Genomic DNA, 21,965 nt, shown 5'->3' with positions numbered 1-21,965 from the left:
ATAAATATGGCGCTTTTGATAGTAGCCATCCTTTCATTCACACATAAAAAATAGTCGCCCTGCTCCCTGGAAAGTGTAGGACGACTATCGTTTGAACTCGCCGGGACGGATGGACTTTAACCATCGTGCCGACTTCCTCGATAAGTATATTATAATCAATTACAGAAAATTTGTAAAGCCGAAAAAACCGGTCAAAATGGACATAAATTCCACTTGAAAAATTCATTGAACAAAAGGTGCCAATCAACGACAGTTTTTTACTGCCATTGGAGGAGCGCATTTCAAAGCGCGACGGAAATGGCAGTAAAAAACTCATGGGTTTCATTTCAAATTAAATATGATATAATGAAGAAAATATTTTTGGAAAGGAAATCAGGTTGTAACTTATGGCAAAAAAGAAGTTTAGTATTGATGAGGGATTCAGCCAGTTAGACGATATATTAAAGAATTTAGAGCAGGAGGACATAAAGCTTGCCGATGCGGTAGAACTTTATACAAAAGGAGTCTCCACTCTAAAAGAATGCAAGGATTCTCTGGACCAGGTGGAAAAAGAGCTGATTATATTAGAACAAAACGGAGAGAACAATGAATGAGTTTGATCAGGAACTTAAAAAGCGCATAAGTCATATTGAGGAAATTCTGGATCATTATCTTCCGAAACCGGAAGGTTTTCAGAAAACAGTGCTGAAGGCGATGAACACAACGGTAAAAGCCGGAGGAAAACGGCTGAGACCGATGCTGATGGAAGAAACCTACAAGATGTTTGGGGGAAAAGAAAAAGTGATTGAGCCCTTTATGGCTGCGATCGAGATGATCCATACCTATTCCCTGATCCATGACGACCTTCCTGCTCTGGACAACGACGATTACAGAAGAGGGCAGAAGACGTGTCATATCGTCTATGGAGAAGACATGGCAATTCTCGCCGGAGATGCTCTACTGAACTACGCATTTGAGACTGCTTCCTCCGCGTTTGCTTTAGAGGATGCAGATCTTCCCAAGGTGGCAGAAGCCATTCGGATTCTTGCCCGGAAACCGGGTATCTACGGAATGATCGGAGGACAGGCGGCAGACGTGGAACTGGAGGGCACTGTGCTTTCGATGGAGCAGATCATGTTTATCCACCACAACAAAACGTCTGCTTTGATTGAAGCGTGCATGATGATCGGGGCGGTGCTTGCCGGTGCATCACCAGAAGACGTAAAAGCCATGGAAGAATGCGGGCGAAAGATCGGTCTTGCCTTTCAGATCCAGGATGACATCCTCGATATCACAGGACAGGAGGAAGTCATCGGAAAACCGGTGGGAAGCGATGAGAAAAATCAGAAGACCACATATGTTTCGATCAAAGGACTGGAGCAGGCTGGGAAAGATGTTGAGAGGATCTCACTGGAGGCAGTGGAGATTCTGAGAACCTATGATACATCCGACGGTTATCTCACAGGTCTGGCAGAATACCTGATTCACAGAACCTGCTAGACTGCAAGGAGTATGTATAAAAAGGACTGCCAAAGGAGTAGACATGTTAGAACAGATCAATCATCCCAATGATATAAAAAAAATAGAAAGAAAAGATTACCGGCTTTTAGCCAAAGAGATTCGGAAATTTCTGCTGATGAATGTCAGCAGAACAGGAGGCCACCTGGCTTCTAACCTGGGGGCAGTGGAGCTTACAATGGCACTTCACACGGTTCTGGATTTTCCGAAAGATCAGCTGGTGTTTGATGTGGGACATCAGTCGTATGTCCACAAGATTTTGACAGGAAGAAAAGACGGCTTTGCATCACTGAGGCAGTTCCACGGCATGAGCGGGTTTCCGAAACCCACGGAGAGTGACTGTGATGCGTTCCACAGCGGACACAGTTCAACCTCCATCGGCGTTGCCCTGGGACTGGCACAGGCCAGGGATTTAAAAGGAACAGATGAAACAATCGTGGCAGTGCTTGGCGACGGAGCGCTTTCAGGAGGCATGGCCTATGAAGCGCTGAATAACATGGCAAGGCTTCGGGAAGAAAAGAGAAAACTAATCGTCATTCTCAATGACAACAAGATGTCTATCTCAGAAAATGTAGGAGGTATGTCCGGCTATCTGAATAAAGTTCGGTCCAAAAAAGAATATGTAGATTTTAAGGGAAACGTAGAGAAATCACTGATGCAGATCCCGGTCGTCGGAGAGCCGATCGCCAAAGGACTGAAACGTTCCAAAGATTCCATCAAGCAGCTGTTCGTTCCGGGCATGATGTTTGAGGACATGGGAATCACTTATATCGGCCCTATCGACGGGCATAATACTCCTCTTCTGATCGATACCTTTGAGAGGGCAAAACAGCTGGATGAGCCGATCATTATTCATGTTGTCACGAAGAAGGGAAAGGGTTACCGCTATGCGGAAAAGGAACCGGCCAGATTTCATGGGGTCGGGCCTTTCTCTGTGCGCACGGGGAAAAATCTGCCCGCGCAGTCTTCCGGGGGGCCTTCCTACACAGATATATTTGCAGATACTGTGACGGAACTTGCAAAAAAAGATGAAACGATCACGGCAGTCACGGCTGCGATGCCGGAGGGAACCGGGCTTGAACGATTTAAGGAACAGTTTCCGGAGCGGTTCTTTGACGTGGGTATTGCAGAACAGCATGCTATAGCGTTCTGTGCGGGAATGGCGGCCAAAGGTCTCAAACCGGCAGCAGCTGTTTATTCCACATTTCTTCAGAGAGCTTATGACCAGATTCTTCATGATGCGGCGATCGGAAGACTGACGATGCTGATCGGAGTAGACCGTTCCGGGCTCGTAGGAGCCGACGGAGAGACACATCAGGGTATTTTTGATGTGTCCTATCTGTCGTCGATACCCAATGTCACGGTCATGGCACCGGTCAACGGCAGAGAGTTAAAAGAAATGGTGACCTATGCCCTCACAAAAGGAGAAGGGCCCATGGCGGTAAAATATGCAAGAGGAACTGCTTCCACACTGTTTGAAGACGAATTTACGCCGATTTTGAGGGGAAAAGGCAGTATTCTCAGACAAGGCAGTGAGATCGCGCTCCTCCCCCTTGGCAATCTGATGGAAGAAGGGGCGGCTGTCTGTGAAAATCTCGTAAAGGAAGGATATAAACCGACACTCGTGAATCCTAGATTTGTGAAGCCTCTGGATGAAGAACTGATCTGTTCTCTTATGAAAAACCACCGCCTGATCGTTACGATGGAAGAGGGCGTGTTAAACGGCGGATTCGGACAGCAGGTAACACAGATTCTGGCAAATCATGATTATAAGGGCAGGGTCCGGAATATCGGAATTGACGACCGGTTTGTGGAACACGGTTCTGTTAAACAGCTGAGGAAGATGCTTGGCATCGACAGTGATTCGATGACAGAAAAAATCAAAGCTTGGATTGGAGATAAAGGATGAAAGAACGATTAGATGTCCTGCTGGTGAAAAAGGGGCTGGCGGCATCCAGGGAAAAGGCGAAGGCGATCATCATGTCAGGTGTGGTTTTTGTAGACGGACAGAGGGAAGACAAGGCCGGTACTATGGTCAAAGAAGAACTTCCCATCGAAATAAAAGGAAAGACCTTAAAGTATGTCAGCCGGGGAGGGCTGAAGCTCGAAAAGGCAATGAAACAGTTCAATATTCAGCTTACGGACAGGGTATGCATGGATGTTGGAGCGTCCACTGGAGGTTTTACCCACTGCATGCTCTTAAACGGTGCCAAAAAGGTATATTCTGTTGACGTGGGGCATGGACAGCTGGACTGGGGCCTGAGGAATGATGAGAGGGTCGTGTGCATGGAGAGAACAAATATGCGCTACGTGACACCGGAAGACATAGAGGAGCCAGCGGGTTTTGTTTCCATCGACGTGTCTTTTATCTCTCTGACCAAAATTCTTCCGGCCGTCTATGGAATTTTGGAAAAAGGCGGGGAGGTAACCGCCCTGATCAAACCGCAGTTTGAAGCAGGCAGAGAAAAGGTCGGGAAAAAAGGCGTTGTGAGAGATCCGTCCGTTCACGGGGAAGTCATAGAAAAAATCACGGATTTTGCAAGCAGCAATGGATTTGAATTGTTACATCTTGATTACTCTCCGATCAAAGGTCCGGAGGGAAACATCGAATATCTCCTTCATATGAAGAAGACTGAAGAAAAGCAGCACGAGAACAACCTGAGAGAAGAGATACCGAAAGTGGTAGCGGCATCTCACGGTGATCTGGAGAAGATAAAATAGCAGAAGAAGGAAGACAATGAAGAATTTTTTGATTATGACCAATGAAGAGAAAGACCCGGGATTTTCCACTTCCAACAAGATAAGGGAGTATATTGAATCAAAAGGCGGAGCCGCTTTTTTGAGAAAAGATTTTACGGAAGATACCCAGTCCTATTCCAATATTCCCGGGGAAGTGGAATGTGTCATTGTACTCGGCGGAGACGGAACCATGCTGCATGCATCCCGCCTCATAGCACCTCATGATCTCCCGGTGGTGGGAGTGAATCTGGGCACCCTGGGATTTTTAACGGAAATTGAAATGTCTCATCTGTCGGAGGGGATTGATGATCTTCTCAATGACCGTTTTCATATCGAGGAGCGGATGATGCTGGAGGGATGTATTTTCCACCGCGACATATCATGTTACAGACTGTCTGCTCTCAACGACATCGTTATCACGAGAAGCGGTTTTTCACGGATCATTTCATTTAAGATCATTGTCAACGGAGAACTTTTAGATGTGTATGCGGCAGACGGAGTCATAATCTCAACGCCTACCGGGTCCACGGGCTATAATCTCTCCGCAGGAGGCCCGATTGTAAATCCGGAGGCAAATGTTATTCTGATCACACCGGTCTGTCCCCATTCTCTCCAGGCAAAGAGCATTGTCCTTGGCGAGTGGGATACCATTGAGATCCATATCCAGAAGGTCAGAAAAACACAGCTTGAGGAAGCACTTGTAACCTTCGACGGCCAGGTGGCAGAGCGGCTGAATCCGGGAGATATCATAAAGATTCATAAATCCCGGAAAGTTGCGAAGGTTGTCAAGGTTCAGGAAAATAGTTTTTATCATACGCTTCGGGTGAAAGTTGGTGGAAAAGCATGAAAAAAAAGAGACAGCAGGCGATCATCGAACTCATCACAAAGCAGCCGGTCGAGACACAGGAAGAATTGACCAGCCTGCTGAATGACCAGGGATTCAGCACGACCCAGGCGACGGTTTCCAGGGACATCAGGGAACTGGAGCTTACGAAGATTCCTCTGCCGGACGGAAGGCAGGCATACGGGCTTTTAAGTGCCAGGGAAAAAGAGGTGGCAAAGTCCTATCAGAGAATTTTAAATGATGCCATTGTTTCCATGGAGACATCCGGCAATCTGCTGGTCATTAAGACAGCATCAGGTATGGCGATGGCCTGCGCCGCGGCGCTGGATGATCTGGATCTTCCCGGACTCATGGGGTCCATCGCCGGAGACGACACGATTTTTTGTGCCGTAAGAGAACAGGAAAACGGCAGTGATGTCATCAGGGAGATCCGTCTGATGATGGAGAGCACAAGTGATAAGTAGGTGAACTATGTTACAGAGTCTGCATGTAAAAAATCTAGCTTTGATTGACGAGATCGAGATTCATTTTGATGAGCACTTAAACATACTGACCGGTGAGACGGGGGCGGGAAAGTCAATCATCATCGGCTCTATTGAAAGTGCCCTTGGAAAGAAGGTTTCCAGGGATATGATCAGGCCGGGGAGCAGTGAGGCGCTGATCGAGCTCTTGTTTTACACGGAAGATGAAGAAATTTTAAATGATCTGAAACAAAGGGATCTTCCCGCAGAAGACGGCATGATCCTTGTCAGGAGGGTGATATCGGAGAAGCGGAATGTAAACCGCATCAATGACTGTACGGTGACGTTAAAGACCCTTCAGGAGGTCTCAGAAAGGCTCATGAACCTTCATGGACAGCAGGAACACCAGTCACTTTTAAATGAAAAAAATCACAAATCAATTTTAGACCATTTTTTAAGCCAAAATGGGAAACAATATAAGAAAGACACAAAGGAAGCATTTGAGGCACTTCAGAAACTTCTGAACCGCAGAGGCGACTTTGAGACAGATGAAGCCCAGAGACTCCGGGAGATGAGTTTTTTAAAACACGAGATTCAGGAAATAGAGGATGCACATCCCGTAAAAAATGAAGATGAACTTCTGGAAGAAACATATCAAAAAATGATGCACAGCCAGGAGATTATGGAAGGCGTGAAAAAGGCTTATGAATGTACCGGAAACGAATCTGAGGTTTCCGTGGGAACTCTGCTTTCAAGCGCCTTAAAAGAGATTCAGGGGATTGTGAACCTGGATTCCGGGCTGACAGATTCCTATGAGCAGCTGCTTCAGGCAGAAGATATTATCAATGGATTTAATCAGCAGATTTCAGATTATATGTCGTTGATGGAATTTGATCCTCAGGAGTTTTCCGAAACAGAAGACAGATTAAATCTCATAAACGGACTGAAAGAAAAGTATGGAAGAACCATTGAGGATGTCTTAAACTACAGGCAGCAGGCCGAGGAAAAGCTTTTAATCTATGAACACTATGAGGAAGAAAAAAAGTGTCTCATGGAAAATATATCCAAAGCTGAAAAGACATTTTATCAGGCGGCCGAAAAGCTTTCAAAAGAGCGGAAAAAAGCCGCAAAAATATTGGAGCAGCAGATTTTTAAGGCGCTCTCAGAGCTTAATTTTCTCTCTGTCTGCTTTCAGATTCAGGTATCGGCGGCAGAAGGAGTTCATGCCGACGGGACTGACAAGGTATCCTTTATGATCTCCACGAATCCCGGACTTCCGGTGAGACCTATCGCGGATGTGGCATCTGGAGGAGAACTTTCAAGGATCATGCTTGCAGTGAAATCTGTCCTTGCGGATGTGGACCGTGTGGGAACGTTGATTTTTGACGAAATTGACACGGGAATCAGCGGGGAGACGGCCAACAAAGTGGCCAGAAAAATGGCTGTCATCGCAAAAGACCATCAGGTACTGGCGATCACACATCTTCCTCAGATTGCGGCCATGGCGGATTCACACTACTATATTGAAAAACGTGCAGACAGGAAGAAGACGACAACGACCATACAAAAACTTACAGAGGCGGATTCTCTCAGGGAATTAAGCCGCATGATCAACGGAGACGACATTACGGAGGCCGTTTTAAAAAATTCAGAAGAAATGAAAAGTTTAGCAAATGACGCAAAATTATACTGAGTGTTTTTCCATGGTTTCAGACATAATAAAAAGGATGTATCACATAACAGGATACGTCCTTTTTTAAATCATTTTTGATTTAATCTGTTTAGGAGGAAACCATGAGAAAATACTATTACCGCAAAATTCTCATTGCTCTGTTTGTCATAAACATCGTTGGAATCTGCGCCGTTTATTTCAAATACTGCAGAAATGTACTGCCCAACGCCATCGAACTGACGATGGGAGAGAAAGCCTGTCTCAAATACGACGTTCCGGCCGTGGGAATGGTCAAGGATCAGAAGATCAAACTGAACCAGCCGTTCGTGCTGACCAAAGATTCGGTGGGGCAGGATGAGATCAAAGCAAAGCTGTTCGGCGCCATACCTTTAAAAGACATTAAGGTGAATGTCGTCAAACAGAAAACATTGGTGCCAAGCGGAAAGATTGTCGGCATTTATGTAGAAACCAATGGGATCCTTGTGCTGGAAACAGATATGATCACCGGAGTGGACGGAGGAAACCATTCCCCAAGCTCCAATAAACTGTATCAGGGTGACTATATTCTGTCAGTGAACGGTTCAAAGGTTGAAACAAAGGTTGATTTTATGAAAAAGATCAACGAATGCAATGGAAAGGAAGTTACCCTGGAAGTGATCCGGAACCATAAAAAAACAAAGATCAAAGTTAAGCCTGTGCAGTCTGTCACAGACAGCCAGTACAAGATCGGCGCCTGGGTCAGAGATAATACACAGGGCATCGGAACTATGACTTATGTGGCCGGAACCGAATTCGGAGGCTTAGGACATGGTATCTGTGATATGGATACCGGAAAGCTGATGGACATCAAGGGCGGATACCTGCTGACTCCGCAGATTGACACGATCCAGAAGGGGAAATCAGGATCTCCGGGAGAGATTGTAGGAAGCATTTTTTACAAGGAGGCAAATCTTCTGGGAACCATCCGCAAGAATACCAAATACGGCATTTACGGTACGACTCAGTCGGATAAGAAAGACAAGGCTTACCGAATCGGCTATAAACAGTCGGTGAAGAAAGGCAAAGCGCAGATCATAAGCTGCATCAGCGGCAGGAGAGAGACTTATGACATTGAAATCAAAAGTGTGGATCAATCCAACCATGATGTGCTGAAAGGGATGGAGATTGAGATTACAGATCCAAAACTTTTAAAGCTGACGAATGGTATCGTTCAGGGAATGAGCGGGACTCCTATCATTCAGAATAACCACATTATAGGTGCAGTGACCCATGTGTTTGTGGATGATTCGACAAAAGGGTACGCAACCTTCATTGAAAACATGCTGAATTCCTCTAAATAAGATGATTTTGCTGTTATTTACAAAAAACTTGCGAAGGATAAGGGGTGTTTGTAAAGTTTGCAAAAATATATAATTATATTGTAAATAAAAACAGAATCGGAGGACTTAACATGAGCAAAATTAATGTGGCAATCGCGGATGATAATCAGAAAATGGTCAGTATGATGACTCAGCTTTTAAACTTAGATCAGGAGATCGAGGTCATCGGAAGTGCCGGCAACGGGGAAGCAGCCGTGGAGATTATCAAAGAGAAAAAGCCGGACGTTGTTCTTTTGGATATTATCATGCCGAAGCTTGACGGAATCGGGGTTTTGGAAAAGCTTCGTGATGAGAGACTTGAAAAACAGCCGACGGTGATTATGGTGACTGCCATGGGTCAGGAAAGTGTTGCCGAAGAAGCGATGGAGCTGGGTGCATCTTATTTTATCCTAAAACCATTTGATTCGGAAATGGTAATCCGAAAAATAAAACAAGCAAAATTAGACAAAAAAGTACAGAAGCCTTTTGTCGCATTAAAGGAGCAGGAAGGTCTGAATAAGAACCAGCTGGAGATCATTATCACAAACATTATCCATGAAATAGGTGTGCCGGCTCACATTAAGGGTTATCAATATTTGAGAGATTCCATCATGCTGGCCATCTACGACATGGATATTCTGAACTCCATCACGAAACAACTATATCCAACAATTGCCAAACAGTTTGGTACTACATCTAGTAGAGTGGAACGGGCGATCCGCCATGCCATCGAGGTAGCCTGGGGACGCGGGAAAATGGATACGATTGATGCGCTGTTCGGATATACGGTCCATGCAGGGAAAGGGAAACCGACAAATTCAGAATTTATTGCACTGATTGCAGATAAAATCAGACTTGAATACGGAGATCGAATCGTGTCGCAAAAAATGTCTGAAAATGATGGAAGATAGTAAATATTGTTTGATTATGCGATTGACAAAGGGGAATATGCTTGATATATTTCTCTCTTAGAATGGTTAGATTTGGATGGAGGGGTATACATAATGTATGATAAACGGAAAATTTTGATCGCCGTCAGCAGTCAAAATGAGGCTAAAGAACTTTGCAGAGAAATGGAGAATGAAATGCAGGTAGTGGGAGTGGCTTATGACGGTGCTTCCGCAGTAAAGCTGATTAAGGAACATGAGCCCGATGTGGTAGTGATCGATATTGTACTTCCGGTCTTAGACGGACTGGGTGTAATCGAACAGTGCAACGGGACGATGGACGACGACAAGATACCTTCTTTTATTGCAATTACCTCCATCGGCAATCAGAGACTGATCGAGTGTATCAGCCTTATGGGTGTCGACTACTGTATGATGAAGCCGTTTCATACGAATGTCTTAATGGACAGAATTAATCAGATGATGAGAATGAAAAGAGTAAATAATAACTTCCAAAAGACATTTGAGGTGAAAAGCGAGCCGGTCAAAAAAACGTTTACAGAATATGATATCCAGAAAGATGTGACAAAGATCATCAGAGATCTGGGAATTCCTGCTCATATCAAAGGATATCAGTACATTAGGGAAGGCATCATCATGGCGATTCATGATGTCAACATGATGAATTACATAACAAAGCTGCTATACCCAACAATTGCACAAAAATATAAAACAACTTCCAGCAGTGTGGAAAGAGCGATCCGCCACGCCATAGAAGTGGCATGGAGCAGAGGAAAGATCGAACTGCTGGAAGAGATGTTCGGATATACGATCAGTGCCGGCAAAGGGAAGCCGACGAATTCTGAATTTATAGCGCTGATCGCAGATAAACTCAGGCTCGAATATCACATGAACGCCTCTTAAACCAAGAGGAAAACCGCCAGAATGCTTTTTCGGTTACTGTTCTTTGATGCCTGAGATATCCGGGACGCACATCATAGAATAATTCGTATGGTAAATGACAAATCCAGGCTTTGCTTTCGGCGGTTTTTTCAATTCCTTTCTCTGTATATAGTCGACTTCTACTTTTGGTGCCTGACGGCCGCTGGAATAAAAAGCGGCAAGCCGCCCGGCCTCTTCAAAAGTAGCATCCGGCAGAGTGTCCGCCTGCTCTTTTTTTACGATGACATGAGAGCCAGGCATATTTTTTGCGTGAAACCACCAGTCGCCGCCGTTGGCAAATTTAAATGTCAGTTCATCGTTCTGATAATTATTTTTGCCTACATACATATGAAATCCATCAGAGGATACAAAGTGAAGAGGTTTTGATTTTGCCGGTTTTTTCGTTCCCTTAGAACCGCGCTTTTTCAAATATCCATAATCTGAGAGTTCCTGTTTGATGGAGGAAAGATCCTGTTCGTTCTCTGCAAGATTCAGGGAAGACGCGATTGATTCCAGATGCATCAGGTCATCTTTTGTCTCAACCGTAAGTTCGGAGAGGGCTTCATAGGTCCGTTTCAGCTTATTATATCTGGCAAAGTACTTCTGTGCGTTCTCCTGAGGAGTCTTGACAGGGTCAAGGGGGATGGTGACTTCTTTATTGGTGTAATAGTTCAGGCATTTGAGGGATTTGGATTCAGGTTCAAGACCGTATCCATATGCCTGAATTAATTCTCCATATATCTTATACTGATCTCTTTTCTCCGTATCGAGCAGCTGTTTTCTCTGCAGATCATATTTTTTGCTCGTGCGTTCGATGGAAGTCTGGACAATTTTTCTAAGGTCGGCAGACTTCTGTTTCATTCTTGTATATTTTTCCTTCTCAGAGTAATAGATGACCAGAACATCGCTGATGGATGGAAAGACTTTCACTTCATAAGACGTCTTATAAGACGTCATCGGAAAACAGGAAAATTCTTTCGGCTCCCCGTTTTGATAAATGATATTGGGCACATATTCGTGCTTTTCAACGGAAACCGCCAGCTTTTTCAGTTGGGAGTAGAGACCGGAGCACTGGTCCTGAGTCAGGGCATCTGTAGACTGATTGCCGTCGACTCCGGCGCGGTAGCAGATTTCATTTGCCAAAAACGAGCTCATGCCCGTGATGGATGAATAAAGTGCCTTGGTGACCGGTACAGGTTTTGGCTTGATTCCGGTTAAAAAGTCTTCCAGAGTCAGAGAATCTATATCCTTTTTGTGCTGTGTGGGAGGCATAGAGTAAGTCATGCCGGGCAGGACCTCCCGCTTGGAGCTCACGTTGGCTCCCACGTGTCTTATGCTGTCGAGGATCATTCCATCCTGTCCCACGAAGATTAAATTGCTGTGCTTGCCCATCAGTTCGATGATCAGTTTCTTTTGGCAGACATCTCCCAATTCGTCCAGATGTTCCACTGTGATCTCAATGATTCTCTCATAGCCCGGCTGTTCTACGGAGATGATACGCCCGCTGCCCAGATGCTTCCGAAGCAGCATACAAAAGTTGGGGGCCTGTATCGGGTTCTGTTTGCCCTGGTTCGAAAGATAGACGATCGGCAGGCTCGGACTGGCAGAAAGATGGAGCCTTAGATTTTCCCGGTTCTGTTTGATCACAAGGGTGATTTCATCGGCCTCGGGCTGATAAATTTTATAAATTCTTCCGTTTAATATTTTTTCGTTTAGTTCGTTTACGATATTTGAAATGACAAATCCGTCAAATGCCATAGCTGCACCTCCATTTTTTAGTCAATCGTATTATATCACGCCGCGCCCTGTTTTGGTTGATTTTTTGCCGTTAATACAGGTATAATGGAAAGGTAATTTTCAGAATATGGAGGACCGAGCCAATGATAGATGAACAAAATAAAACATGGTCAGACCGCAGTCATCTGCTGTGGTGGCCGATTACCTTTACAAAATACAGAGTTGAGAATCAAAGATTATATACGCAGACCGGACTTTTGTCAACACATGAGGAAGAATGCCTTTTATACAGAATTATGGATGTCTCCTATGAGAGAACTTTCGGAAACCGAATCTTTGGCACCGGAACGATCCGCCTTACCACAAAGGATGCCTCAAATCCAGTGATCGAGCTTAAAAATATTGCTGATTCCAGAAGGGTAAAGGATCTCCTGAGCCGGTGGATCGAGGAAGAACGGATCGCCAAACGGGTTGTGGGACGGGATATGTACGGCGCAAGCAGCCATATGGAGGAAGATTTTACAGACAGAGATATGTAAAACGGTTGACAACGAAAAGACAGACTGGTATGATAACTAAAGTATTTAGCATGGTAGCGAATTATCACTTTAGTGTATTGAAGTAAAAAGGAGAAGAATTATGAATCAGAAGAGGGTCCATACGCCGGAAGGAGTAAGGGATATATACGGATTGGAATGTAAAAAAAGACTCAGGTTAAAGGACAAATTAAATCATGTCTTTGCCCTCTACGGTTACGAGAATATCATTACCCCAACTTTTGAATTTTTCGATATCTTTAACAGTGAGAAAGGAACCGTTTCCTCCAAGGAGATGTACAAATTCTTTGACCGGGAGGGAAATACCCTGGTCCTTAGGCCGGACATCACGCCTTCTGTGGCGAGGTGCGTGGCAAAGTATTATGACAGTGAGGAACGGAACCTGCGGTTTGCCTATACCGGAAATGTCTTTTTGAATAATTCCAGCTATCAGCTGAAATTAAAGGAAACCTGCCAGATGGGCGCAGAGCTCATCAATGATCCTTCCAGTCACGGAGACGGAGAGATCATCGCCATGGCGCTGGACTGCTGCCTGAACGCAGGGCTGAAAGATTTCCGGCTGACCATCGGCCAGGTCGAGTATTTCCAGGGACTTGTAGAGTGCATAGAAGATGAAGACGTAAAAGAGCAGTTAAGAGAGCTGATCATTAATAAAAATTTCTTCGGACTGATCGAATTTGTCGAAAGCCTTGACATTCCCCAGGCTGTAAAAGATGTTTTTATCCAGTTCAATGAGCTCAACGGCGATGTGGACATCTTAGATAAGGCCGATGCCCTTGTGTCCAATGAGACATCAAAGAGAGCCATCCGGAAGCTGAGAAAGGTGTACCGGATGCTTCAGGTATATGGGCTGGAGCAGTACATAAGCTTTGATCTGGGCATGTTAAGCCGCCACAATTACTACACCGGGGTTATTTTTAAAGCCTATACTTACGGAACCGGAGACGCGGTTTTAAAAGGGGGCCGCTATGACAACCTGATCGAACAGTTTGGAAAGAAAGCTCCGTCCATCGGATTTGCCATCGTGCTGGACAGTCTGATGATGGCTATGGAGCGCCAGAAAATCGAAATGGAGGCCGATTCCACAGACATGCTGATCATCTATGAGGAGGCCGCTATGGAAGCCGCCATTCCCGCAGCTGCGGGCTATCGGAAAAAAGGAAAAGCAGTCATACTGGAAAAGAAGGACAGAAACCTGGAAGATTATATAGCAATGGCTTCGGATCAGTCGATCGGATGTGTTTTATATTATGAAACCGGGGATAGCGTCAGGGATTTAACGAAAGGGCAGTGAGATGAGATATATAACATTTGCATTGGCAAAGGGTAGACTTGCCAAGAAGACATTATCTTTGCTGGAACAGATAGGGATTACCTGCGAAGAGATGAAAGATGAAAAGACAAGAAAACTGATTTTTGTAAACGAAGATCTGAAGCTGAAGTTTTTCCTCTCCAAGGCCAGCGACGTGCCCACTTACGTGGAGTACGGGGCGGCAGACATCGGGGTGGTCGGAAAGGATACGATCCTGGAAGAAGGACGGAATCTTTATGAGGTGCTGGACCTGGGATTTGGCAAATGCAGGATGTGCGTGTGCGGACCAAAGGAAGCCAAAAAGTATTTAAACGGCAGTCAGCTGATCCGGGTGGCATCCAAATATCCGAATATCGCGAAAGAGTATTTCTATAATAAAAAACTCCAGACCGTGGAGATCGTAAAGCTCAACGGTTCCGTAGAGCTGGCGCCGATCGTGGGTCTCTCAGAGGTTATCGTGGATATCGTGGAGACAGGTTCTACGCTGAGAGAGAATGGTCTGGAAGTATTGGAAGAGATCTGCCCGCTTTCCGCAAGGATGGTCGTGAACCAGGTCAGCCAGAGAATGGAGCAGGAGCGGATCAGTAAAATTGTGACTGCATTAAAGAAGTTGTTAGACGAGAAGAAACAGGGGTAGTGCCATGAGAATTGTAAAAGTAAATGAAGATTCCATCGCGGATATTTTAAACGATCTGCTGAAGAGAAGCCCGAATCACTACGAGGGCTATGAAGAGCAGGTCAATGCCATCGTCAATGATGTAAAAGCCAGAGGCGATGAGGCGGTGTTTGAGTACACCGAGAAGTTTGACGGAACAAAGCTTACGGCAGATACTGTGCTGGTGACGGAAGCTGAAATTGAGGAAGCTTATGAAAAGGTTGAACCAAAGCTTCTTGATGTCATAAAAAAGGCCATCGTAAATATCCGTGACTTTCATCAAAAGCAGAAGCAGAACAGCTGGTTTGACACACAAGAGAACGGCATTTTGCTTGGACAGAAGGTGACTCCGCTTGCCAGGTGCGGAGTGTATGTGCCGGGAGGGAAGGCGGTCTATCCGTCATCTGTGCTCATGAATATTGTACCGGCCCATGTGGCAGGGGTAAAAGAAATTATCATGGTGACGCCTCCGGGCAGGGACGGCAAAGTGAATCCGAACACTTTGGTGGCAGCGAAAGAGGCAGGTGCGCAAAGAGTATATAAAGTGGGAGGTGCCCAGGCGATAGCGGCTCTGGCTTTCGGTACAGAGACAATTCCGAAGGTGGATAAGATCGTGGGACCGGGAAATATTTACGTGGCGCTGGCGAAAAAAGCAGTGTACGGCAATGTGAGCATCGACTCCATCGCGGGACCGAGCGAGATTCTCGTGCTGGCCGATGACAGCGCCAATCCCCGGTATGTGGCCGCGGACCTGTTATCCCAGGCGGAGCATGACGAGATGGCCAGTGCCATCTTGGTGACGACGAGTGAGACACTGGCCAAACAGGTTTCTGAAGAAGTTGACGGATTCCTGAAAAAGCTTTCACGAACGGAAATCATGCAAAAATCTCTTGATTCTTTTGGATATATACTGATCGCTAAAGATTTAAAAGAGGCAGTGGACGTGGCAAATTCCATCGCCTCAGAGCATTTGGAGATCATGACGGAGAATCCCTTTGACGTTATGACAAGGATCGAGAATGCGGGAGCCATATTTATCGGACAGTACAGCTGTGAACCGCTGGGTGACTATTTTGCAGGACCGAACCATGTACTCCCGACCAACGGAACAGCCAGATTCTTCTCTCCGTTAAGTGTGGACGATTTTATCAAAAAATCCAGTGTGATCTATTATTCCAGGGAAGCTCTGGAACCGGTGCACAGAGACATTGAAACATTTGCGGAACAGGAAGAGTTGACAGCCCATGCCAATTCCATTAAAGTGAGATTTGAAAACGAATAGAGAAAGGAAGCAATATGAGTCGCAGCGCGGAAATTATCCGGAACACAAGTGAAACGAAGATTAAACTGTTTATCGATCTGGACGGCAGCGGAGCCTCTGAGGTGGACACAGGAATCGGTTTTTTCGACCACATGCTGATCAGTTTTGCAAAGCATGGATTTTTTGACCTGAACGTGAAGGTGGACGGCGACCTGCATGTGGACAGCCATCACACCATTGAAGACACGGGGATCGTACTTGGTGAAGCGATCAAACAGGCAGCAGGAGACAAAAAGGGCATAAAAAGGTATGGTTCCTTTGTACTCCCGATGGATGAGACCCTGATTTTGTGCGGCCTGGATTTGTCAGGAAGGCCTTATTTTGACACAGACCTCAGCTTTACTGCGGACAGGGTCGGCGGATTTGACACGGAGATGGTCCGGGAATTTTTCTATGCGGTATCTTACGCAAGTGCCATGAATCTGCATATCAGACAGCTCTCAGGCACCAACAACCATCATCTGATGGAAGGAGCTTTTAAGGCTTTTGCAAAGGCTTTGGATGAGGCCACCGGCATGGACCCGCGCATTACGGACGTGCTTTCTACGAAAGGGGCATTATAGATGGAACGACAGATAAAAATTATTCCCTGCATTTACGGGGGAAAGCCTGCAGAAGCGGCAAAAGCGTATGATCATTCAGGTGCGGATGCCGTCGGCTATTATGACGAGAAAATAACTGCGGAGACCGTAAAAGAGATTGCAAAGGATATTGACATCCCGCTTTATGCCGGAGGAGGCATTGAAGACCTGGAAGACGTAAAAAAGATTTTATATGCCGGAGCGGATAAGGTCTGCCTTGGGAAAACGGTCCTTGTGGATAAGGAAATCGTGAAAAGGGCCGGGGACAGGTTTGGAAAGGATCAGATTATTGTGTCCATGGATCTGGAAAGACAGGAAGATCCCGTATCCTTTGCGAAGGAAATGGCGAGGCTCGGAGCCGGAGAACTGCTTTTGCTTGCAGACAAAGGATATGAAACTTTTGCATCCCTGATCAAAGAAATCAAAGAAGTATCCGGACTTCCGGTGATGGTGAGCATTTCTGACCCGAAAGAAGCTGTACGGATCTTAGAACTTGCAGGTGCTGATGATTTGGCGGTAGCATCCAGAGAAGCGTTTGGAGTCATGGAACTGAAACACGACTGCAGAACTGCGGGATTCGGCGTCAACACCTTTGAAAGTTCCATGAGTTTTGATGAATTTAAATTAAACAGTGATGGAATGCTAACGGTAGTAACTCAGGATTATAAGACCAATGAAGTGCTCATGGTTGCTTATATGACAAAGGAAGCGTTTGAAAAGACCATCGAGACCGGGATCATGACTTATTACAGCCGCAGCAGAAAAGAACTATGGACCAAAGGAGATACCTCGGGACATTACCAGTATGTAAAGTCTCTGACCATTGACTGCGACAAAGACACGCTTTTAGCTAAGGTTGAGCAGGTGGGAAATGCCTGCCACACAGGAAGCTATTCCTGCTTTTTTACGGATCTTGTGAAGAAGGAATACAAAGATGACAACCCGATGGAAGTGTTCCAGTCCGTCTACGATGTGATTATGGACCGCAAAAAGCATCCGAAGGAAGGTTCCTATACGAATTATTTATTTGAAAAGGGAATTGATAAGATCCTTAAAAAAGTAGGGGAAGAAGCCACGGAGATCGTCATTGCGGCGAAAAATCCGGATGTGGAGGAAATGAAGTACGAGATTTCTGATTTTCTGTACCATCTGATGGTCCTGATGGCAGAGCGGGATATGACCTGGGATGAGGTGACCAGGGAATTAATTGAAAGAAAATAATTGTCATTCGCTGTCCGATTTGATATAATTGCCACATGAGCAAACCAAAGAACCGTGGTTTGATAAAGGAGGCAGGACATGCACGCATATTTATCAGAGTTTGTCACATATCTGATCAAGTTTATTTTTTTGCTTGCCGTATCGGTAGGAGGCGTTTTTTTCGGAAAGAAGATGGCTGTCGGCAAGATGCAGAAGAAAGCGCAGCAGAAAGCAAAGAATGAGCAGAAACCGGATCAGGAATAAGATGTGTAAGATAGAATGGAAAGCCTTCTGATGCAGCAGAAGGTTTTTCTTTGCTGTAAAGGAAGCTGCCGTCATAGGCATCTGTCCGGGCAGAATAGTTTCATATTAATTTTTAGGAGGATGGAGATTTGAAATCGTATGGAGTAAATGAATTAAGGAAAATGTTCCTTGATTTTTTTGAGAGCAAGGATCATTTGGTGATGAAGAGTTTTTCTCTGGTGCCTCAGAATGATAAGAGTCTTTTGCTGATCAATGCAGGTATGGCCCCGTTAAAGCCATATTTTACAGGCCAGGAAGTGCCCCCGAAGACCAGAGTTGCGACTTGTCAGAAGTGTATCCGTACCGGAGATATCGAGAATGTCGGAAAGACAGCGCGTCACGGAACATTTTTTGAGATGCTCGGAAACTTTTCTTTCGGGGATTATTTTAAGAAGGAAGCAATCCGCTGGTCATGGGAGTTTTTGACTGAGGTTGTGGGACTTGATCCGGAACGTTTGTATCCTTCTGTCTATCTGGATGACGACGAGGCATTTGAGATCTGGGAGAAGGAAATCGGCATTGCTCCTGAGAGGATCTTCCGTTTCGGAAAAGAGGACAACTTCTGGGAGCACGGTGCAGGTCCATGCGGACCGTGTTCAGAGATTTATTATGACCGGGGAGAGAAGTACGGATGCGGAAGCCCTGATTGTACGGTGGGCTGTGAATGCGACCGCTACATGGAAGTATGGAACAATGTCTTCACACAGTTTGAAAATGACGGAAACGGCAATTACGAAGAATTAGACAATAAAAATATTGATACTGGAATGGGGCTTGAGCGTCTGGCTGTCGTAGTCCAGGAAGTGGATTCTATCTTCGATGTGGATACGATCAAAGCGATCCGTGACAGGATCTGTGAACTGGCAGGCGTGACTTATGGCGCTGATGAGAAGAATGACATTTCTATCCGAGTGATTACAGACCATATCCGGTCTGCGTCCTTTATGATTTCCGACGGTGTCATGCCGTCCAATGAAGGCCGCGGATATGTGCTGCGCCGTCTGATCCGCCGTGCGGCAAGACACGGAAGGATGCTTGGCATGAAGGAGCTGTTTTTGGCCGGACTCAGTAAGACCGTGATCGCAGAGTCCAAAGACGGATATCCGGAACTGAAAGAAAAAGAAGAATTTATTTACAAGGTTCTTACAACAGAGGAAGAACAGTTCAACAGGACCATCGACCAGGGGCTTCAGATTCTTGCGGACATGGAAGAAGCCATGTCCAGAGAAGGAAAGAAGGAGCTTGCAGGCAAGGATGCCTTTAAGCTCTATGATACTTATGGGTTCCCTCTGGATCTGACAAAGGAGATTCTTGAGGAAAAGGGCATTTCCGTGGACGAAACAGGATTCCAGAAAGCCATGGAACAGCAGAGAAAGCAGGCGAGAGAGGCCCGGGAGACGACCAACTACATGGGAGCTGACGCAACGGTCTATGAACAGCTGGACCCTGCCATGACCTCTGAGTTTGTCGGCTATGACACACTGACCTGCGAGTCAGAGATCATTGCCATGACCACCGATAAAAATCTGACCGACTCTTTAGTTGAAGGCCAGAGGGGAACGATCATCTGTTCCAGGACGCCGTTTTATGCCACAAGCGGAGGACAGGAAGCGGATCAGGGCGTGATCCTGAGTGAAAATTCTTCTTTTGCCGTGGAAGATGTGATCAAGCTTTCCGGTGGAAAGTTTGGACATGTCGGATATGTAAATGAAGGAAATTTAAGTGTCGGCGAAAAGGTTCTCTTAAATGTCAATGAGAGAAATCGACGTCAGACAGAGAAGAACCACAGTGCTACCCATCTTCTGCAGAAGGCGCTGCGCACCGTGCTGGGAAGCCATGTGGAACAGGCCGGTTCCAGCAACAACGCGAAGCATTTGAGATTTGACTTTACTCATTTCTCTCCGATGACATCGGAGGAGATCAAAAAGGTGGAAGATATCGTAAATGAGGAGATTGCCGCGAATCGGCCGGTAGAGACAAAGCTGATGTCCATGGACGAGGCTAAGAATACCGGAGCTATGGCTTTGTTTGGCGAAAAATACGGGGATGAAGTGCGTGTCGTTTCTATGGGAGATTTTTCTGTGGAATTGTGTGGAGGAACCCATGTGGCTAACACGGGATCCATCACTGTATTTAAGATCCTTTCAGAGACCGGTGTTGCGGCTGGTGTCCGCAGGATCGAGGCGATCACGGACAAAGCGGTCTTTGAGTATTATGAAAAGATGGAAGAAGAACTCATGGAAGCCGCAAAGGTTGTAAAATCAACGCCTGCCAAACTGATGGCACGCCTGGAAGCCCTGATGACTGAACTGAAAGAACTTCACAGCGAAAACGAGTCCCTAAAGAGCAAACTGGCAAAGGATGCTCTTGGAGACGTGATGGATCAGGTGCAGGATGTAAACGGAGTGAAACTTCTGGCAGCGAAAGTGGCGGACGTAGACATGAACGGCCTGCGGGAACTCGGCGATTCCCTGAAAGAAAAACTTGGAGAGGGCGTGATTGTACTGGCATCTTCTCTGGGCGGAAAAGTGTTCCTTGTGGCTATGGCTACCGACGGGGCACAAAAAGCTGGAGCTCATGCGGGAAATCTGATCAAAGGCATCGCAGGATGCGTCGGAGGAGGCGGAGGAGGCCGTCCGAATATGGCCCAGGCCGGAGGAAAGAAGCCGGAAGGAATCGATGATGCGATCGCTAAGGCTAAGGAAGAATTGGCCGGACAGCTGAAATAAATCAAAACGAATGAAGTACCATTTCAAACCGTGAGGAAAACGGAAGAAAAAAACCTTCAAACTGAGTTATTTTAAATTTTCTCAGTTTGAAGGCTTTTCATTTTTATGCCGCAAAAACAGGCGGTTTGAACATAAAGATTAGTTTAGTATGCTTTTACAGATTTACTCTTTGAGTATGCTCCGTATACTTTCTGGTTTGTTGAATCGTAATAGTAATATCTCACCTGAACGTAGTATCTTGCGTTTTTCTTTAATCCTGTTTTTGTATATGTGTTTTTACCTAATCCTGTTGTTTTATAAGTGGCTTTTTTCATACTGCTGCTTCTGGAATAGCGGAAACGGAATCCACGTCTTGTTCCGTCTGCTTTTGTGTAAGTCTTTGACTTTGCTGTGAATCCAACACCTTTGCCGGATTTGCCTTTGACAGACAAAGCAGAGGCCCTGCCAACACTTAACTTTGAGAATTTTGCAGTGAGTGTTACATTTAATCTGTCATCCGGAACTGTGGTCACTGTTTTTCCGTTGTAGGTCCATCCGACAAACTCATAACCTTTCCTCCCGGCTGCCTTGTAGCTTTTTTTGTTCCATCCGGGAAGTTTACTGCCGGCGGTTCTGTTTGATAATGTCGTAATGGATTTATCTTTATATCCTTTTAAAATCAGGTTTGTATTTTTTGAGGATTTTATGATATTGACTTGACAGATCGGATCACTGCCTTCATCGAAATCAAACGTTAAATGCTGTTTTCCTACGGCAAATTGATTGAAATAACTTTTGTAGATTCTTACAGACTCGTTTCCGAGAATATAATCTTTTCCGCTAGTTAAGGTTTGGGAACCGTTTTTGATGGCTTTTAAGGTGCGACCGTTACTAACGATTCCTATGACTATATCGCCTTGTTTCGATAAATCGAATGTCTGTGGAGTCTTAACAGATGCATTTACCATCGGTGTTATTTTGATGGTTCCGAGGGTGACAGCGGCTATTGCATTGTTAAAGTCATTTCCGGCAGAAGTCACGGTAATCGTGTAATCACCTTCCAGTAATGTATTTAAGTCGGCCTGCGTAAAAGTAAAGGATACCTCACCATTTTTAGTGGCTGTGACTTTTTCTGTGATTGATATTGTCAATATTGGTTTACACTTTTTTCTCAAGAATGTTCGACCTTAT

The 21,965-nt window shown here is 45.5% G+C and carries 20 protein-coding genes; 18 read left to right on the top strand and 2 right to left on the bottom strand.

All coding sequences use genetic code 11. The annotated features are described in order from the left end of the window. Positions 1–386 precede the first annotated feature (386 nt). The 10 genes from xseB to spo0A (DWV34_RS10090) all read left to right on the top strand — a co-directional run bounded on the left by xseB (position 387) and on the right by spo0A (DWV34_RS10090) (position 10,382). Entirely contained in the window at positions 387–593 is a 207-nt protein-coding gene (xseB, locus tag DWV34_RS10135; RefSeq protein ID WP_006567195.1) for an exodeoxyribonuclease VII small subunit, read from the top strand. After that, on the top strand, positions 586–1,479 hold the full coding sequence (locus tag DWV34_RS10130) for a polyprenyl synthetase family protein (protein WP_009289812.1): 894 nt from the start codon (positions 586–588) through the stop codon (positions 1,477–1,479). Before xseB ends, DWV34_RS10130 begins: the two co-directional genes overlap by 8 nt. Positions 1,480–1,522: 43 nt before the next feature. Further along, on the top strand, positions 1,523–3,406 hold the full coding sequence (gene dxs, locus DWV34_RS10125; RefSeq protein ID WP_009289811.1) for a 1-deoxy-D-xylulose-5-phosphate synthase: 1,884 nt from the start codon (positions 1,523–1,525) through the stop codon (positions 3,404–3,406). Then, complete coding sequence (locus DWV34_RS10120; RefSeq protein WP_009289810.1) at positions 3,403–4,218, top strand: TlyA family RNA methyltransferase; 816 nt, start codon at positions 3,403–3,405, stop codon at positions 4,216–4,218. Before dxs ends, DWV34_RS10120 begins: the two co-directional genes overlap by 4 nt. 16 nt (positions 4,219–4,234) lie before the next feature. Beyond that, complete coding sequence (locus tag DWV34_RS10115; RefSeq protein ID WP_006567191.1) at positions 4,235–5,083, top strand: NAD(+)/NADH kinase; 849 nt, start codon at positions 4,235–4,237, stop codon at positions 5,081–5,083. Then, a complete protein-coding gene (gene argR, locus DWV34_RS10110; protein ID WP_006567190.1) occupies positions 5,080–5,544 on the top strand; it encodes an arginine repressor in 465 nt (154 codons plus the stop codon). Before DWV34_RS10115 ends, argR begins: the two co-directional genes overlap by 4 nt. A gap of 7 nt (positions 5,545–5,551) precedes the next feature. After that, the gene (recN, locus tag DWV34_RS10105; RefSeq protein ID WP_022260672.1) at positions 5,552–7,234 is read left to right on the top strand and encodes a DNA repair protein RecN; all 1,683 of its coding nucleotides are present in this window, start codon (positions 5,552–5,554) and stop codon (positions 7,232–7,234) included. A 101-nt stretch (positions 7,235–7,335) separates the two neighbouring features. Beyond that, positions 7,336–8,553, top strand: coding sequence for a SpoIVB peptidase (gene spoIVB / locus DWV34_RS10100; protein WP_006567188.1), 1,218 nt, complete (start codon positions 7,336–7,338; stop codon positions 8,551–8,553). 110 nt (positions 8,554–8,663) lie between these two features. After that, a complete protein-coding gene (gene spo0A, locus DWV34_RS10095; RefSeq protein WP_022260673.1) occupies positions 8,664–9,482 on the top strand; it encodes a sporulation transcription factor Spo0A in 819 nt (272 codons plus the stop codon). A 93-nt stretch (positions 9,483–9,575) separates the two neighbouring features. Continuing rightward, a complete protein-coding gene (gene spo0A / locus DWV34_RS10090) occupies positions 9,576–10,382 on the top strand; it encodes a sporulation transcription factor Spo0A (protein ID WP_006567186.1) in 807 nt (268 codons plus the stop codon). Positions 10,383–10,415: 33 nt separating this feature from the next. Here spo0A (DWV34_RS10090) and DWV34_RS10085 read toward each other — a convergent pair whose 3' ends face one another. Beyond that, positions 10,416–12,158: an Rqc2 family fibronectin-binding protein gene (locus DWV34_RS10085; RefSeq protein WP_009289804.1), complete on the bottom strand. Its 1,743-nt coding sequence runs from the start codon at positions 12,156–12,158 to the stop codon at positions 10,416–10,418. A 122-nt stretch (positions 12,159–12,280) separates the two neighbouring features. Between DWV34_RS10085 and DWV34_RS10080 the strand changes: the two genes are divergently transcribed. The 8 genes from DWV34_RS10080 (at position 12,281) to alaS (ending at position 20,795) form a co-directional block, all read left to right on the top strand. Then, positions 12,281–12,676 carry a PH domain-containing protein gene (locus tag DWV34_RS10080; protein ID WP_006567184.1) on the top strand — a complete coding sequence of 132 codons (396 nt, stop codon included), beginning with the start codon at positions 12,281–12,283 and terminating at the stop codon, positions 12,674–12,676. A gap of 100 nt (positions 12,677–12,776) precedes the next feature. Beyond that, positions 12,777–13,988 carry an ATP phosphoribosyltransferase regulatory subunit gene (gene hisZ / locus DWV34_RS10075; RefSeq protein WP_009289803.1) on the top strand — a complete coding sequence of 404 codons (1,212 nt, stop codon included), beginning with the start codon at positions 12,777–12,779 and terminating at the stop codon, positions 13,986–13,988. A 1-nt stretch (position 13,989) separates the two neighbouring features. Further along, positions 13,990–14,643, top strand: a complete 654-nt coding sequence (gene hisG, locus DWV34_RS10070; protein WP_006567182.1) for an ATP phosphoribosyltransferase — start codon at positions 13,990–13,992, stop codon at positions 14,641–14,643. Between the two features lie 4 nt (positions 14,644–14,647). Next, positions 14,648–15,943, top strand: a complete 1,296-nt coding sequence (hisD, locus tag DWV34_RS10065) for a histidinol dehydrogenase (RefSeq protein WP_009289801.1) — start codon at positions 14,648–14,650, stop codon at positions 15,941–15,943. A gap of 14 nt (positions 15,944–15,957) precedes the next feature. Further along, positions 15,958–16,545 carry an imidazoleglycerol-phosphate dehydratase HisB gene (hisB, locus tag DWV34_RS10060; protein ID WP_009289800.1) on the top strand — a complete coding sequence of 196 codons (588 nt, stop codon included), beginning with the start codon at positions 15,958–15,960 and terminating at the stop codon, positions 16,543–16,545. Further along, entirely contained in the window at positions 16,546–17,784 is a 1,239-nt protein-coding gene (gene hisIE, locus DWV34_RS10055) for a bifunctional phosphoribosyl-AMP cyclohydrolase/phosphoribosyl-ATP diphosphatase HisIE (protein ID WP_009289799.1), read from the top strand. Between the two features lie 78 nt (positions 17,785–17,862). Next, complete coding sequence (locus DWV34_RS17400) at positions 17,863–18,027, top strand: hypothetical protein (protein ID WP_009289798.1); 165 nt, start codon at positions 17,863–17,865, stop codon at positions 18,025–18,027. 128 nt (positions 18,028–18,155) lie between these two features. Then, positions 18,156–20,795: an alanine--tRNA ligase gene (gene alaS, locus DWV34_RS10050; protein ID WP_009289797.1), complete on the top strand. Its 2,640-nt coding sequence runs from the start codon at positions 18,156–18,158 to the stop codon at positions 20,793–20,795. 143 nt (positions 20,796–20,938) lie between these two features. Here alaS and DWV34_RS10045 read toward each other — a convergent pair whose 3' ends face one another. Next, positions 20,939–21,949, bottom strand: coding sequence for a X2-like carbohydrate binding domain-containing protein (locus DWV34_RS10045; protein WP_243000847.1), 1,011 nt, complete (start codon positions 21,947–21,949; stop codon positions 20,939–20,941). Positions 21,950–21,965 lie beyond the last annotated feature (16 nt).

The organism is Anaerostipes sp. AF04-45, from assembly GCF_003461725.1.
In the GTDB taxonomy this organism is placed as follows: domain Bacteria; phylum Bacillota; class Clostridia; order Lachnospirales; family Lachnospiraceae; genus Anaerostipes; species Anaerostipes caccae.
Note: the sequence above shows the minus strand (reverse complement) of the source record. Positions and strands in the feature narration are given on the sequence as shown.

What these genes read in the sequence shown, in the direction of transcription:
- hisZ (WP_009289803.1), top strand. Translation starts at nt 12,777, where the DNA reads ATGAATCAGAAGAGGGTCCATACGCCGGAAGGAGTAAGGGATATATAC.
- recN (WP_022260672.1), top strand. Translation starts at nt 5,552, where the DNA reads ATGTTACAGAGTCTGCATGTAAAAAATCTAGCTTTGATTGACGAGATC.
- xseB (WP_006567195.1), top strand. Translation starts at nt 387, where the DNA reads ATGGCAAAAAAGAAGTTTAGTATTGATGAGGGATTCAGCCAGTTAGAC.
- hisD (WP_009289801.1), top strand. Translation starts at nt 14,648, where the DNA reads ATGAGAATTGTAAAAGTAAATGAAGATTCCATCGCGGATATTTTAAAC.
- DWV34_RS10130 (WP_009289812.1), top strand. Translation starts at nt 586, where the DNA reads ATGAATGAGTTTGATCAGGAACTTAAAAAGCGCATAAGTCATATTGAG.
- DWV34_RS10115 (WP_006567191.1), top strand. Translation starts at nt 4,235, where the DNA reads ATGAAGAATTTTTTGATTATGACCAATGAAGAGAAAGACCCGGGATTT.
- DWV34_RS17400 (WP_009289798.1), top strand. Translation starts at nt 17,863, where the DNA reads ATGCACGCATATTTATCAGAGTTTGTCACATATCTGATCAAGTTTATT.
- spoIVB (WP_006567188.1), top strand. Translation starts at nt 7,336, where the DNA reads ATGAGAAAATACTATTACCGCAAAATTCTCATTGCTCTGTTTGTCATA.
- DWV34_RS10120 (WP_009289810.1), top strand. Translation starts at nt 3,403, where the DNA reads ATGAAAGAACGATTAGATGTCCTGCTGGTGAAAAAGGGGCTGGCGGCA.
- hisIE (WP_009289799.1), top strand. Translation starts at nt 16,546, where the DNA reads ATGGAACGACAGATAAAAATTATTCCCTGCATTTACGGGGGAAAGCCT.
- argR (WP_006567190.1), top strand. Translation starts at nt 5,080, where the DNA reads ATGAAAAAAAAGAGACAGCAGGCGATCATCGAACTCATCACAAAGCAG.
- spo0A (WP_006567186.1), top strand. Translation starts at nt 9,576, where the DNA reads ATGTATGATAAACGGAAAATTTTGATCGCCGTCAGCAGTCAAAATGAG.
- dxs (WP_009289811.1), top strand. Translation starts at nt 1,523, where the DNA reads ATGTTAGAACAGATCAATCATCCCAATGATATAAAAAAAATAGAAAGA.
- DWV34_RS10085 (WP_009289804.1), bottom strand. Translation starts at nt 12,158, where the DNA reads ATGGCATTTGACGGATTTGTCATTTCAAATATCGTAAACGAACTAAAC.
- DWV34_RS10080 (WP_006567184.1), top strand. Translation starts at nt 12,281, where the DNA reads ATGATAGATGAACAAAATAAAACATGGTCAGACCGCAGTCATCTGCTG.
- spo0A (WP_022260673.1), top strand. Translation starts at nt 8,664, where the DNA reads ATGAGCAAAATTAATGTGGCAATCGCGGATGATAATCAGAAAATGGTC.
- hisG (WP_006567182.1), top strand. Translation starts at nt 13,990, where the DNA reads ATGAGATATATAACATTTGCATTGGCAAAGGGTAGACTTGCCAAGAAG.
- hisB (WP_009289800.1), top strand. Translation starts at nt 15,958, where the DNA reads ATGAGTCGCAGCGCGGAAATTATCCGGAACACAAGTGAAACGAAGATT.